Here is a 15,052-nt window from a genome sequence, read left to right as displayed (position 1 = left end):
GGGTTCTGACTGACAGAGCTTGTTGATAAGCGGCGATCGCCAGTTCCAGATTCTCCGCTCGTTCTCCTAATATTCTGTATAAGTATGCATTCCCCAGATTATTTTGCGTTGCAGCCCATTTTTCAGGAAAGGCAGTGCGGGTTCTGACTGACAGAGCTTGTTGATAAGCGGCGATCGCCAGTTCCAGATTCTCCGCTCGTTCTCCTAATATTCTGTATAAGTATGCATTCCCCAGATTATTTTGCGTTGCAGCCCATTTTTCAGGAAAGGCAGTGCGGGTGTAAACAGTAAGGGCGATTTCGTAGCCAGCAATAGCAATTTCCATGTTGTTGGCTTTGCTACCCAAGGGAAACTGCTGAATCAGATTACTCAATTCAACAATTACTGCGGCGATGGATGTTGCTGTGTCTGTTTCAACTTCTACTAGGGTTTTTGTTGCCCAAAGACGCAATAATTCTGCAAAAATAGGATTGAGTTTATCAGTATTGGCTGCCAGCAAGGGGTAAATTACTTGAGGATCACCGTTGCTTTCTGCTGTTGCTAAAAATACCTCTTGTAAAAATTGCCCATAAACGTTTATATCATCTGAGGTGAAAGTGGAAGTCTCACCATCTGCTTGAGATGTTTTCCTGGGTGAATTTAGTAAACCTGCCAAATTTTTCAGCCAATTTAATATTCGCCACATTAGTTATACTCTCTCCCACATTTGCAAAAAGCCAGCATCCAGTAATTCTGTATGAGCCGCTAATATTTCTGGTTCTTCTCCATCCGGGCATTTGAGCAAACTTTCAATTAGCTGAGAATAAGCCTGTTGGCGCTGTTCGTCCATTAGCAGGTGCAGGTATCATGTCACACTTTTATTATTATGACAGAGTAAAATACACTACTCTCACCATTAATATATAAATACAGTCACGTAGTCAGCAATCTTGAGTTACGATAACACCTGCAAATACCTTGCCGAAAAGTATCCCACTGAATTTGCTCAATGGTTACTTGCATCTGAAACCCCAGATATCCAAGTCCTAAAAACAGAATTGAACCTGGAACCCATTCGCGCTGATTCGGTAACATTTCTGCAAATCGCCAACCAAATTTTACATTTGGAGTTTCAAACCACACCAAACTCCACATATCCACTCGATTTTCGGATGCTGGATTATTACACCAGATTAAAACGCCAATATTGGTGTGATATTGAACAGGTGTTGATTTTCTTACAACCCACTTCCTCAGAAATTGTGTTTAATACACAGTATGTAGACAAGAAAACTAGACATGAGTATCGCGTGATTCGCTTATGGGAAGAAGATCCCACACCCCTATTAGCGAATCCTGCACTTTTACCACTGGCGACATTGGCTAGAACCAATTCACCCCAGGACTTATTAGCGCAAGTCGCCGCTAGTGTCGATATGATTGAGGTAACAGACGAGCGACAGAATATTTCAGCTTGTGTTCAGGTTCTAGCTGGTTTGCGATTTGATAAAGGTTTGATTCAACAGCTATTTAGAGAGGAAATTATGCAAGAATCTGTGATTTACCAAGATATTTTGCAAAAAGGTTTGCAACAGGGAGAAGAAAGAGGGAAAAAACAAGAGGCGCTACAACTGATTTTACGTCAGCTAACACGTCGCCTTGGTGCAATTGAACCAGAAATAGAAGAGCAAATTCGCGCTCTATCTATTACTCGACTAGAGGATTTAGCTGAAGCGTTGTTAGATTTCTCTAGCCAAAGCGATTTAATCAATTATTTGGCGAATACATCTCAACCTAATTTAGGAGGTTAACCGAGTCTAAATGCGATTACTTCGTTCCGCTATCGCTGCACTCGTAATGACAATTTAAAGGTCTATAAGGCTTGAAACCCTTGCAGACACTACTTGTGTGTACACGGTAGCCTTGTAGGGAAGGGGTTGGGGTTAGGTTCCGTCGAACTCACATTAAATTAGACTTGACAAATATCCTCTAAGCACTTCTGAGGGCTACAATCGGGTCAAGTTGAGCAGCACGCCGGGCGGGAACGACACCAAAAAATAAACCAATACCGCCGGAGACACCAACGGCTGTTGCGATCGCTATGGGAGAAATTGCTGCTTCTAAGGGTGTGACTACTGCTACCAATACAATACCACTCACACCAACTGTAGTCCCAAGTAAACCGCCGATGACGGAAACTATCACCGCTTCAATAATGAATTGCAGTAAAATATCTTGTTCAGTTGCGCCAATTGCCTTCCGCAGTCCAATTTCTTGGGTGCGTTCGGTGACGGAAACTAGCATAATATTCATGATACCAATGCCACCAACAAATAATGATATCCCGGCGATCGCAGCTAGCATAATTGTTAATGCACCTGAGATTTGACCAACGGTTTGCAAAGCATCCTTTTGAGTATTGATCATGAAATCATCTTCTCCAGTAATTTTGTGCCGCAAACGCAGCAAATTAGTAATTTGAAACTTTGCTGCATCCACACTCTCGGTATTATTAGCTGAAACGATTATATAAGTTAACTCTAATCCAAAGGGAGAAGTTCGCCCCACAATTCTGTTAGCCATTGTCATCACTGGAATGAAAGCGGCTTCATCGTAATTCACACCTAAGCTTGAGCCTTTGCTTTCTAAGACCCCAATTACTTGAAAACTAGCATTTTTAATCCGCAACTGCTGACCGATGGAGTTACTATTACCAAATAGTCTTTCTGCTAAGTCTGCGCCCAAGACCACAACTTGGTTATTGCGCCTCATATCTACATCGGTGAAAAATCGCCCTGTGGCAATTTCAAAGTTACGCACTGTCAGAAAGCTGGGAGTTGTGCCAATGATATTTACATTAGTATTTTGATTGCGATAAGTGAGTACCTCCCGACTATTTAATTCTCCTGTGACTGCTGCTACCGTTGGGACTTGATTCGCGATCGCCTCAGCATCTTCAAATACTAAAGTTTTTGGCAATTCTCTAGAAATGCGCTGACTGGCTCGATTACCTGGAATGACAAATAACACATTTGGCCCTAAAGATTCCAATTGTTGAGCAACAAACCTTTGTCCACCTTCGCCAATCCCAATCATGGCAATTACTGAAGCATTACCAATGACAATTCCCAGCATTGTCAAAGCGCTACGCAATTTATTTGACAGCAGGGTTTTTCCTGCCATTTGCATACTTTCTAAAAGATTCATATTAATTTGTAATTCGTAATTCGTAATTCGTAATTCGTAACTTTAAGAGATGCGTGGAAGATTTTATTGGTTATTCTGCTCTTTGGCCTTTTTGGTTATGTAGTCTTTTGGTGGGTTGATAAATACGCGATCGCCTTGTTTCACTCCCTGTAAAATTTGAGTTTGGTCTGCGATTTGCGCCCCAATGGTGACTTCACGAAATAGGGGTTGATTTTTTTCATCTGTGACTAAGACACCAGTTTGTCCTTGTTCGGTGACAATTGCTACTGTGGGTAAAACTAACGCATCACTGAGGCGATCGCCTAAAAAGGTCAAATCCACATTTAAGCCAGAACGCAGTTGCTCTATACCCGTATCCAGAGCTACCCGCACCTGAAAGGATGTTACACCTTGTTCTACCACAGCTTCGGGAGCAATCAAACGTACATTACCTTTAAATACTTGATTAGGATAGGCATCAGCCACAATTTCCACCTGCTGTCCCTGTTTAATTCTACCAATATCCACCTCTGGGACTTGAGCCAGCACTTCTAAACCCCGTGCAACTGCCACAATGGAACTAGAAGTTGCCGATGCACTGGTAGAAGCGGAAGTTGTGGGAGTCACAAAAGCGCCAACGTTAGCATATTTCTGGGTGACAATACCGGATAAAGGCGCACGAATCACAGTATCTTGTAATCTCACTTCAGCCGCTTGAATTTGAGCTTCCGCCGCTTTGACTGCTGCTAAACGTTGAGCAATTTCCTCTGGACGACTGCCATTTTGTAACAATACCAATGCGGCGCGGGCTTCGGTTACAGCCGCTTCTCTAGCTGTTATTTCTTCATTCCGGCTACCAACTTCTAACAATGAAAGTCGTTTTTGTGCTTCTTCTAAACTCGCTTTTGCTCTTTGGTCTTCACTAATAAACTGTTCTAATTGGTCTTGAGAAGTTGCGCCTTGCTGGGTTAATTCTTGATAACGCCTGACCCGTGATTGGGTGAGATTTACCTGTGCCTGGGCTGAATTTACCTGTGCCTGTGCTTGGGCAATTTCCTGATCACGATTTCCTGCACGGGCTTGACTTAACTGTGCCTCTGCTTGGGCTAAACGCGCCTTAGCTTGCTCTATTTCTTGAGGACGACTCCCCGCACGCGCTTGGTCTAATTGTGCCTGTGCCTGAGCTAAATTGGCGCGTTGCTGGAGGATTTGCGCCCGAATATCGCCTACATCCATTCGCGCGAGAACTTGGCCTTGTTCGACGCGATCGCCTTGTTCGACATATAACTGTGCCAGCACCCCAGGGTTTTTGGGACTAATATTCACACTTTGAATCGGCACAACTTTACCACTGGCTGTAATTCTTAAAGTTACATTTTGTGTTTCTACAGGAACAGTTAATTCAGTAATATTTTGTTCACGATTGCGCTGATTTGCCAGGTTATAGGTAATAGTTGTACCTACAGCTAAAGAACCTGCAACTATTAACCCTATCCCCCAGCGTAGTGGATATTTAACTTTGCCAATTAAAGGCAATTCTATTTGCGTAACCATAAATCAGTAGCCTACGAATATCACTTGGCTTTAATAGATTGATAAAGCCAGTGCCGGGATTTAAAACACGTGTGGACTAAGTACCAATATTTCTTGATCAACTAAACAACTAGACTGAAATTCAGCTTTACAGTTGCTTAATCTTTCTTTATATTAGCTTTTAGTCTTTATTTATGCCTTCACCCGATTGGCTAATTTTGCCATTCTGATTATCTAACACTCCTGAATGTTACAGTCCTTTGTAAATTAGCCAAAGCCCGGTTGTAATCTAAAATTGCTGAGACTCGATTACCTTCAGCTCTTGTCAAATCGTTTTCGGCAAAAATTACATCGGTTTGAGTCCCAACGCCAGCGTCAAAGCGCAATCTTGCTAAACGCAGAGCTTCCCTGGCTTGATTTAAAGCTACCCCAGAAGTTTGGATGTTATCTAAGTTTGACTGTAATTGAGCATAGAATTGTTCCACATCAAAGCGAATTTGTTCACGCTGACTTGCAAATTGGCTCTGTGCGATCGCAATATTAACTTTAGACTGTGCTGCTCTAGCTCTAGCTGCGCCCCCATCGAATAAAGTTAAACTGGCTCTGAGTCCCACAGAATAACCATCAGTCAGGCTTACACCATCGTCAAAGCCATCGAAGACGTTGTAAATGCCATTTAAACTAATTTGCGGCCCTAGCTGTGAAAGAGCCTGTCTTCGCTGTTGTTCTGAAATATTAGCTTGTGCTAAAGCCTGTGGTAATTCTGGACGATTTTGGAAGGCTTGGATAATAGATTCTTCTAAGGTTTGTTGCCAAAGTCCCGCCACTTGGACAGCATCTGCGGCACTAATCTCGGCTGACTGTGCTAAATTTAACAAAGCCGCAAACTGACGACGGGCAATTCGCTGGTTTGAAAGAGAACTAGTCAGGCTTTGTTGAGCATTTGCCAAATTTACTTGAGATTGCAGCACATCAAACCGCGTACCGACTCCAGCCCGTTCTCTAGCTTGAGCATCCCGCAAACTAGCCTGGGAATTTTCTACCGCCGACCGATTAATTCTGACTTGTTCATCTGCTTCTTGCAAATTGTAATATTGAGTAGTGACATTTAGGCGGATTTCTAAAGACCGATTCTCTACATCTAATTCATCTATCCTTAGCTGTTCCTCAGCCGCGCGGATACTAGCTCGGCGATTACCAGAGGTATAAAGATCATAATTAATTCGTGCTTCACCATTAAAAGAAGTGCTGGATTGAGATGCGTCACCAGTAAAACCATCACCCCTGTTAGTCAAGCCAGTGAGGACATCAACATTAGGAAACAGAACAGCTTGAGACTCTCTTAATGCTGAACGACTACGTTCTAGCTCTAATATGCTTACCTGTAATTCTCGATTGTTGCGTTTAGCTAGTTCCAAAGCCTCAGCTAAAGTTATCGGCTGAGTGCGCTGAATTTTCACTTCTTCTGGTCGAGTGGGAACAAGGAGAGGATTGGGATGAGGATTGAGAAAATCCGGAACTTGCACAGCATCAGGCTGGGTCTCTGGGGGAGTTTGAGCCGCTACACTGCTAGGTAAACTGGGAATCAGGAGAGCGATAATCGCCGCAGCCAACCTGGTAGAATGCATACAAAATAAGGATAAATTCATAGTGAGATGTCGTAATTAATCAGTTTTTTCAGTAATTATAAGAATTGTCGTACAAAATTAGCCTACTATCAAACCATCCTGAACACGAATAATCCTTTGAGTTTGAGCAGCAATATCTGGCTCGTGAGTCACAATTACAATGGTGATTCCTTGCTCATTCAGTTCTGTGAGTAAATTCATCACATCGTGGGAAGTCTCGGTATCTAAAGCACCAGTTGGTTCGTCCGCTAAAACCAAAGCTGGACGATTCACCAAAGCACGAGCGATCGCAACTCGTTGCTGTTGTCCCCCAGAAAGTTGATTAGGACGGTTAGAGATGCGATCGCCTAGTCCTACCATATTTAATGCTGATAATGCCCTTTCTCGGCGTTTTGGCTTAGGTAAATTAGCATAAATCATTGGTAGCATCACGTTTTCTAGCGCTGTCGCCCTGGCTAATAAATTAAATTGCTGGAAAACAAAGCCAATTCTTTGGTTACGGATATACGCTAATTCATCGTCATCGAAAGTAGTCAGATTTCTGCCTTCAAAAATATAGTTTCCCGCCGTGGGGCGATCCAGACACCCGACAATATTCATCAAGGTAGATTTACCCGAACCTGAAGCACCCATAATAGAAACATATTCCCCTTCTTCTATGGAGAGTTGAATCCCCTTGAGTATAGGAACAGTCATTTCTCCTAGATGGTAAGTTTTAGTTATAGACTCCATCCAAATCATTGTGGTCATATAAATTACAAACTACGAATTACGTTAGCGTTCGCGCAGCGTCTCGCAGAGAAGCGGGGCGCAGCCCATTACGAATTATCTAATCGCTTCTTAAAGCGGTAATTGGATCTAATTTGGAGGCATTACGGGCAGGAATTACACCAGCGAGTAGGCCTACGCCTAAAGATAATCCGAACCCGGCGATGATTGATAGAACTGAGATCACAAAGGGAAATTTAAACACAGTTGCAGCACCAAAGGCAATTAAAATACCACCGCCCATGCCAATGGCTCCTCCCAATGTGGAAATGACGATCGCTTCGGCTAAAAATTGATTGAGAATGGCTGAATTGGTGGCTCCAACTGCTTTACGAATGCCAATTTCTCGCGTCCGTTCCACAACAGAAACCAGCATAATATTAGCAATACCGATACCGCCAACGACTAAGGAAATTCCGGCGATCGCCACTACCATGACCGTAAATAAACCGACAATATTTGTAAACGTACTGACAATATCAGCTTGGTTAGTCAGTCGAAAATCATCAGGTTGTGGTGGATAAATGTTGTGGCGTAGACGTAACAGATTGGTGACTTGAAACTGAGCCGCTTCTAACTTTTCCGGACTACCAGATTTAATTAACATCCCATTCACAGAGATACCTGTGAGGGCATTGTTGCCGACTATTCTTCTCGACATACTGGTGAGAGGAATAAAAACTTGGTCATCTCGGTCATTCGGTCCTTGAGAACCTTTAGGTTCCATCACCCCAATCACTTCATAAGGCTCACCCTGAATGCGGATTCTCTCACCGAGAATATTGTCGTCCTGTCCAAACAGTGTCCTCTGGACTGTAGGGCCAATAATAGCCACCTGTGTCGCATTATCTAATTCTTCTTGAGTAAAAAATCTCCCTTGCTGGGGAAAAGTATTTCTCGCTTCTGGGTAATTTAAATCTGTACCAAAAACGGTTGTAGAAGTATTTTGCTGTCCATAAACCACTTGTGTATTGCGTTGAAGGTATGCAGAAACAACTTCAGCCGATGGGGCTTGTGTGGCGATCGCCTTAGCATCTTCCCAAGTTAAAGTACTACTAGAACCCAAACCTTGACGAACATTACCCCCTCTAGCCGTACCAGCCAAAACTTGAATGACATCAGTACCCAAAGCTTGAATTTGTTGCTCAACCCCTCTTTGTACCCCTTGACCCACAGAAGTAATAGCAATCACAGAAGCAATACCAATAATCACACCCAGCATAGTTAAACCTGTGCGTAACTTATTACTCCAAAGTGTTTCCACTGCCATTGACAAAATTTCTAGTAATGGCACAGAACGAGTTTGTAAACTCTCTTGGTTCCCTTGGCGTACTTGGACTTGGCGGTTCGTTAAAAAACTAATCTTCACAATTCACCTAAAAGATACATATATTTAAAACTAAAATTAACGGCCACCACCGCGATTGCGACCACCACCGCCACCGCCGCCCATACCAGGAAGAATACCACCGCCTCGTGGTGTAGATCGCGGACGTGATCCCGGCGGGAAACTCAGCAAAACTTCCTCATCTCCTGACAATCCCGACTTCACTTGGGTAAAGTTATTCTCAGTCAGTCCAGTCTCAATGCGAGTAAAAACAGGTTCTCCATCAGATCCTGCGACAAATACACCTGTACCACTTTCTCGACGCACAACCGCAGCAGTAGGCACAACTAAAGCATCTTCCACTTGATCTACTTGAAACTCGGCTTCCACATTCATTCCCGACCGCAGTCGGTTTTGGGGGTCTACCAGTGATACTCTCACTTCAAAACTGGTAACGTTCTGCACGACTACAGCTTGAGCCGCGATTTGACTAACTTTTCCGGCAAAGGTTTCTCCTGGGTAAGCATCAGCCCGAATTGTGACTGGTTGACCAAGGCTGATTTGAGAAATATTGGTTTCAGCTAAACTTGTGACTACTTCATTGATAGAAGCTAGAGACAAAATTGAAGAAGAAGAAGCAGAAGATACATCACTACCAGCAGTTGTCGGAGTTACGAAAGCCCCAGGATCAGCAAATTTCCTCGTTACCAAACCATCAAAAGGGGCGCGAATTATGGTGTCATTGATTTGGGCTTGAATGTTTTGTAGCGAACCACGAGCCGACATCACTTGAGCGCGCGCGGCATCAATGTCTTCTTGTCGCGTTCCGGCTCTCAAAAGTCCTACAGCTTCCTCTCTCTGCTTGACTGTAGCTCTAAGTTGATCAATATCTTCTGAACGTGATCCTGCTTGTTGCAACGCCAATGCTTGTTGGGATTCATTTACCTGAGACTGGGCATTATCACGATCTGCACGAATTTGGTTGAGAATCTGAAGTGAAATGCCACCAGCATTATATAGTTGCTCGTTGCGACGGAAATCATCTTCTGCTCTATTTAAATTAGTTTGAGCGCTATTTAAGCGGGCTTGGGCTTGGGCGATGTCTTGAGGACGATTACCTGCTTGCGCCCTTCGCAGATTTGCTTGTACTTCTTCTAATTGTGCCTGAGCTTGGGCAATATCTTGAGGGCGATTACCTGCTTCTAATTTTTGGAGATTTGCTTGGGCTTGCGCCAGTTGTCCACGAGCCGAGATGAGTTGCCCTTGCAGGTTGGAATCATCCATATAAGCGACAATTTGCCCTTCTTTGAGGTTATCTCCTTCCTTTACCAACAGTCTTTTTAATATTCCTGAATTTTTAGGGCTGAGGTTGATTGACCTTTCAGGCTTCACAGTGCCATTTGCGGAAACTGTGATTGTTAAACTCTGTCTTTCTACAGGCTGTGTCAGTACCTGCTCTCTTGCTTGTTGACTAGGACGAACCGCTAATTGGTAATAAACCGCATAGCTAACACCACCCACAAGTCCGAGGATGAGTAACCAAAACAGCCAATGCTTTCGGCTCTTTTTATTTACCTTTGTGATCACAGATGAAGAATCTACTGGTTTTGATGTATCAATTTTCATATAAAGTTCCAGTTGAAAAAAAATGGCTACCGAGCTAGTTCTGAATCGCTAGAACTGTCGCCTGGTAGCCCTATACTTACAATTTTGTCAGTTTCTAGTTATCGCTAGGAAAAGGGCTGACTGTAGGGTAGCGATTAAATCCAGATCAAGAATTGGAAGGGTATATTTTAAACAAAATTATGACACAATTTTTAAAACCTAAGAGTCTTAAATGATCAAGATGATTCCATTGGGAAGTCTAAAATGATTATTCTGCAAAAAGTTGTGAAACTGATAGAGCCACAGTCAAGACCATGATTGGGCTAATTCGTTTCAACATGAAATCGACTCCATTACTGGTATAAAACTTCAATTACTTTTCAGTAAGATTAACAAAATTGTAATTGATGGTAAATATTATCTACCTAAAAGTGTCTTGACTATGTATGACAAAAGTCACTAGTACTTCTACCTGGGAGTATGACTAAAGTCATTAATATTTTTCAATCTAGTAGAAATTACTGTGTACTTTATTTACCTAAAAAATCCTGTACTCACTTTTTTATCTCAACGAATGTCTTTCTTCTCAAGCAGAGATCGTTTAAGCTAACTGGAAGATTCCTTGATTTGTGGCTAAGAGGCGGTAGTGTGCCTAAACATATTAGTTTGATTTCTCTTCTGGTTGTCTGTGGTTTGTGGAGTATGCCAAAGGCAGTTCACGCACAGGCGCTGATACCTCCTACTCTGCAACTAGATGCAGAAAAGTTGGAACAACAAGGGTTGGGTCTAGCACAAGAAGCTGCTCAACTCGGACAATTTCAGCAGTTTGAGTTGGCTTTGCCACGGGCTAGATTGGCTAGTCAACTGGCTCCTAATAATGATAGGGTCTGGTTTCTGTTAGGTGGGTTACATTTGCAAGCCAAAGATTTTGATGCGGCGATCGCCGCTTTGCAAAAAGCACAATCCCTCAATCCCCAAAATCCTGATGTTCTGTTTGCTTTGGGTTCGGCTAATTTTCAACAGCAAAATTACCAAGCCGCTGCGGCGCATTACCAAAAGGGTTTGCAGTTAAAACCTGACAACCCAGAAGGATTGTTTGATCTGGGAAATGCCTACTATATGTTAGGTCGATTGCCAGAAGCGATCGCTCAGTACAATAAATCTTTCGCTCTCGATCCCAAATTCTGGCCGGCGATTAATAATGTGGGCTTAATCAAGTACGAACAGGGTGATATTGACACTGCAATTAAGCAATGGCGAACTTCTGTGAACATCGACAAACAAGCGGCAGAACCTTTATTAGCGTTAGCAGTGGCAATGTATAATAAAGGCGACCGCCAACAAGCCCTGTCAATGGGAGAAGCCGCAGTCCGCATTGATCAGCGCTATGCCAGTTTAGATTTTCTCAAGGAAAATCTCTGGGGTGAACGATTACTTTCTGATGCCAAAAGATTCTTAGAATTGCCACGCATTCAAGCGGCTCTAGATTTACAGTAAAACTAATCAGCCGCTTTGTAATTCGTAATTCTTAGTTCGTAATGCTCCCTTTGGGAGAGCTACGCTAACGTAATTCGTAATTACAGATGTTACAGAGGCAAAAATTAAAAAATCTTTACCTTTTGCCTTTTTTATAGCAACTGTCAAGGCGGTTAGGTCAGTTTTGATTGCTTGAAGTCCTTGAATGCACTGGGTTCTTCTTACTCAGCACTCAGCACCACTTGCAGAACACACCATCTTATAGTACATATATACTGTATAGAGCAGGAACTATTCGCCCAAACTATGAGTGGGCAAGTATTCCTGAAAGATGATATCAATTCTTAGTGGATGTCTTTGGGGAGAAGTGCAATGATTTGTTCAACAAAATGCTGATGATCGACAACCGGCTTTGAGATGTAGTCATCAGCGCCGCTTTGCTTGAGAAAGTTCTCGCGATCGCCTTCCATTGCGTGTGCCGTTACCAGAATAACAGGTAAATGTGCCGTTTCTGGGTTTGATTTCAACATTTGTGTAATTTTGATTCCATCAACAGACTGGCCTTGATAAACACTTCTTGACAGAGAAACATCCATTAAAATCAGGTCAGCTTCTCCTGAATGGGCGATTTCCATGACTTCATCCACATTTTCGGTATGTTTGACATTCAAGCCACCCCGTTTGGTCAAAATTTTGGAAAAAACGCGGGCATTAATTAAATCGTCTTCAACAATTAAAACAGTTTTCATGAGATTTTATTTATAGAACTGAGGGAGATGACAGGCTGACAAAAACAGTTGTCTAGCTCCTTTTTAATGATCAAATTACTACCTTATCATCAAGGATAATACTACTGTTGTTTATCCTTTGACGATCAAAATTGTTTTAGGAATCCATTTCATCCGTTATGCTGTGTTTGCTGCGGTGTTCAAATCAAGCGACCTTTGTGTAATTAAATTTCAGGGAAAAAACTCATGGCAAAACAGTTAAACCTTCTCCCCACGGGACAGGTAATCACAACAGCCCTGCACACGGAGATGCAACGGTCTTATCTAGAATATGCCATGAGTGTGATTGTGGGGCGAGCCTTACCTGACGTGCGTGATGGCTTAAAACCAGTGCATCGGCGGATTCTATATGCCATGCATGAACTAGGTTTAACGCCAGATAGACCCTATCGTAAGTGCGCCCGTGTAGTCGGAGATGTCTTAGGTAAATACCATCCTCACGGTGATCAATCAGTTTATGATGCTTTAGTCAGGTTAGTACAAGAATTTTCCTGCCGCTATCCTCTATTGGCAGGACATGGCAACTTTGGTAGCGTTGATAATGACCCACCAGCCGCGATGCGTTATACAGAAACGCGTCTCGCACCCATCAGTTATGAGGGAATGTTGGCAGAAATTGGCGATGAAACTGTGGAATTCATCGGTAACTTTGATAATTCCCAACAAGAACCCACTGTCCTCCCGGCTCAATTGCCTTTTCTATTACTCAATGGCTGTTCTGGTATTGCTGTGGGTATGGCCACAAATATTCCCCCGCACAATTTGGGTGAATTAGTAGATGGCTTGATTGCTTTAATTGACCAACCGGATTTGTCAGACCAAAAATTATGGGAAATCATTCCTGGCCCCGACTTTCCCACCGGAGGAGAAATAGTTGGTGATACAGGGATTCGGGAAGCATACACCAGTGGTAAGGGTAGCATTGTGCTGCGCGGAGTCGCCAATACAGAGGAAATTGCCCCTACCAGAGGAAGTAAGCGACGCACGGCAATTATTATCACTGAATTGCCTTATCAAGTGAATAAGGCTGGCTGGATTGAGAAGGTAGCCGATTTAGTCAATCACGGTCGTTTGCATGGAATTTCTGACCTGCGGGACGAAAGCGATCGCGAAGGAATGCGGGTAGTAATTGAACTCAAACGTGATACCAACCCCCAAGAACTTCTGCAAAACTTGTATCACCAAACCGCTTTACAAAGCAACTTTGGGGCAATTCTTTTAGCCTTGGTAGATGGACAACCCCGCCAGTTAAGTTTGCGGCAGATGTTGGAGGAGTTTTTGAAATTCCGCGAAGAAACCCTCAACCGTCGCTACAGTTATGAGTTGGGTAAGGCCGAAAGTCGGCTGCATATCGTGTCTGGGTTACTCAAAGCATTATCGCAACTGGATCAATTAATTGAAATTTTACGCGAAGCTGCTGATGGGACTACCGCCAAAATGAGCCTTTGTAGCCGTTTGGATTTGAGTGAGTCACAAGGAGATGCGATTCTAGCAATGCCATTACGCCGCCTCACTAGTTTAGAACAGCGCAATTTGCAGCAAGAATTTGAGGAACTCAGTCAACAAATTGATTCATTGCAAAGATTACTCAGCGATCGCCGAAAATTACTGAAAACACTGAAAAAAGATTTGCGATCGCTCAAGCGCAAATATAACAATCCCCGCCGGACTAAGCTATTAGCTAGGAATAGTGAAGAGTTTGCCAAAGTCAAAGGAGTAGAAAAACTTCAAAGCACAGCCGCCGATATAGATCCGCTAAATTCCCCATCTGCTGAACCAGCCGAAGATGTCGTTTTAGAATTTAGCCAACGAGGATATGTGCGTCGCCTCCAGCCATCAGGAAAAAAATCGAAAGTGGAAAATGGTCTACCAGATCATGACTTCATCATCCAAACCGATTTGACCGCCACAGATCAAGACTTGCTGGTAATTACCAGTAGTGGCAAAGTCTACCCTGTGAATGTGGGAGATATTCGTCCTACCACTGGACGTTCTCCACGGGGAACACCACTAATTACTATGCTCAGTCCTACGGCTCAAAGCGCTCAAGAAGCCGTGGTTAGTCGCCTGATTCTACCAGAAAGTTTAGAAACGAAACAGTTGGTTCTCCTGACTAAGGAGGGGAGAATTAAGCGCCTGTCTTTGGAGGAATTTACGAATCTGACTCGTCGGGGAATTACGATTTTGAAGCTCAAAGATGATGATCAATTGTTATTTACCCAGTTAAGCACTCCCAAGGATAATCTGATTTTAGCCAGTTCGGGCGGGCGTTTGTTGAAGTTCGCCCCAGATGATCAACAATTACCGATTATGGGTCGCACAGCGATGGGGTTACAAGCATTACGCCTACTGAAACATCAAAAAATGGTGGGCTGTATTACTGCGGCTGGGGACGATAACTTATTGCTGGTGACGGAAGAAGGATATGCCAAACGCCTCCCTGTAAGTAATTTAAAACGGGCTGACCGGGGTAATTTAGGCACACAATCGCTGAAATTTGCCAGCAAAACGGATCATTTAGCTGGTATGGTGAAGGCGATCGCCTCGGCTGAGGTAGCACTATTAACCAATAAAGAGCGTGTTGTGCGGATACCTGTAGAGACAGTGCCGATATTAGGTAGAGATGGTCAGGGTGAAAGCGTTCTTGACCTGAATCGCGATGAAAGAATTATCTCAGTCATGGAAGTACGAATTTAACGGATTGCGGAAGTCCCCATTGAAACTGATTTAGACCTCATGCGACTTCTCCGTGTGAGGTTTTT

At 43.3% G+C, this 15,052-nt stretch carries 11 protein-coding genes and 1 pseudogene; 3 read left to right on the top strand and 9 right to left on the bottom strand.

Annotated features, from left to right (window positions below; all coding sequences use genetic code 11):
* Together ACM0OW_RS18825 and ACM0OW_RS18820 are read right to left on the bottom strand one after the other, a co-directional pair.
* Positions 1-685, bottom strand: a pseudogene (locus tag ACM0OW_RS18825) (hypothetical protein); the annotation flags it as partial.
* A gap of 3 nt (positions 686-688) precedes the next feature.
* Positions 689-829: a hypothetical protein gene (locus ACM0OW_RS18820; protein ID WP_414551675.1), complete on the bottom strand. Its 141-nt coding sequence runs from the start codon at positions 827-829 to the stop codon at positions 689-691.
* A 100-nt stretch (positions 830-929) separates the two neighbouring features.
* On the opposite strand from ACM0OW_RS18820, the gene ACM0OW_RS18815 reads away from it, so the two are divergent.
* A complete protein-coding gene (locus ACM0OW_RS18815; protein WP_414551674.1) occupies positions 930-1,790 on the top strand; it encodes an Rpn family recombination-promoting nuclease/putative transposase in 861 nt (286 codons plus the stop codon).
* Positions 1,791-1,968: 178 nt separating this feature from the next.
* On the opposite strand, the gene ACM0OW_RS18810 is transcribed toward ACM0OW_RS18815, so the two are convergent.
* The 6 genes from ACM0OW_RS18810 to ACM0OW_RS18785 all read right to left on the bottom strand — a co-directional run bounded on the left by ACM0OW_RS18810 (position 1,969) and on the right by ACM0OW_RS18785 (position 10,047).
* Complete coding sequence (locus ACM0OW_RS18810; RefSeq protein WP_414551673.1) at positions 1,969-3,186, bottom strand: ABC transporter permease; 1,218 nt, start codon at positions 3,184-3,186, stop codon at positions 1,969-1,971.
* A gap of 63 nt (positions 3,187-3,249) precedes the next feature.
* The gene (locus ACM0OW_RS18805; RefSeq protein ID WP_414551672.1) at positions 3,250-4,719 is read right to left on the bottom strand and encodes an efflux RND transporter periplasmic adaptor subunit; all 1,470 of its coding nucleotides are present in this window, start codon (positions 4,717-4,719) and stop codon (positions 3,250-3,252) included.
* A 209-nt stretch (positions 4,720-4,928) separates the two neighbouring features.
* Positions 4,929-6,347, bottom strand: coding sequence for a TolC family protein (locus tag ACM0OW_RS18800; protein WP_414551671.1), 1,419 nt, complete (start codon positions 6,345-6,347; stop codon positions 4,929-4,931).
* A gap of 57 nt (positions 6,348-6,404) precedes the next feature.
* On the bottom strand, positions 6,405-7,076 hold the full coding sequence (locus ACM0OW_RS18795) for an ABC transporter ATP-binding protein (protein ID WP_414551670.1): 672 nt from the start codon (positions 7,074-7,076) through the stop codon (positions 6,405-6,407).
* A 79-nt stretch (positions 7,077-7,155) separates the two neighbouring features.
* Complete coding sequence (locus ACM0OW_RS18790) at positions 7,156-8,364, bottom strand: ABC transporter permease (RefSeq protein ID WP_414551679.1); 1,209 nt, start codon at positions 8,362-8,364, stop codon at positions 7,156-7,158.
* A gap of 135 nt (positions 8,365-8,499) precedes the next feature.
* Positions 8,500-10,047 carry an efflux RND transporter periplasmic adaptor subunit gene (locus ACM0OW_RS18785; RefSeq protein WP_414551669.1) on the bottom strand — a complete coding sequence of 516 codons (1,548 nt, stop codon included), beginning with the start codon at positions 10,045-10,047 and terminating at the stop codon, positions 8,500-8,502.
* 627 nt (positions 10,048-10,674) lie between these two features.
* Here ACM0OW_RS18785 and ACM0OW_RS18780 point away from each other — a divergent pair.
* Entirely contained in the window at positions 10,675-11,523 is an 849-nt protein-coding gene (locus ACM0OW_RS18780) for a tetratricopeptide repeat protein (protein WP_414551668.1), read from the top strand.
* A gap of 323 nt (positions 11,524-11,846) precedes the next feature.
* Here ACM0OW_RS18780 and ACM0OW_RS18775 read toward each other — a convergent pair whose 3' ends face one another.
* The gene (locus tag ACM0OW_RS18775) at positions 11,847-12,251 is read right to left on the bottom strand and encodes a response regulator (protein WP_414551667.1); all 405 of its coding nucleotides are present in this window, start codon (positions 12,249-12,251) and stop codon (positions 11,847-11,849) included.
* A gap of 225 nt (positions 12,252-12,476) precedes the next feature.
* Here ACM0OW_RS18775 and gyrA point away from each other — a divergent pair, with 225 nt between their 5' ends.
* Positions 12,477-14,987, top strand: a complete 2,511-nt coding sequence (gene gyrA, locus ACM0OW_RS18770; protein ID WP_414551666.1) for a DNA gyrase subunit A — start codon at positions 12,477-12,479, stop codon at positions 14,985-14,987.
* Positions 14,988-15,052: the final 65 nt, after the last annotated feature.

Source organism: Anabaena sp. CCY 0017 (genome assembly GCF_963920885.1).
Classification (GTDB): domain Bacteria; phylum Cyanobacteriota; class Cyanobacteriia; order Cyanobacteriales; family Nostocaceae; genus Nodularia.
Note: the sequence above shows the minus strand (reverse complement) of the source record. Positions and strands in the feature narration are given on the sequence as shown.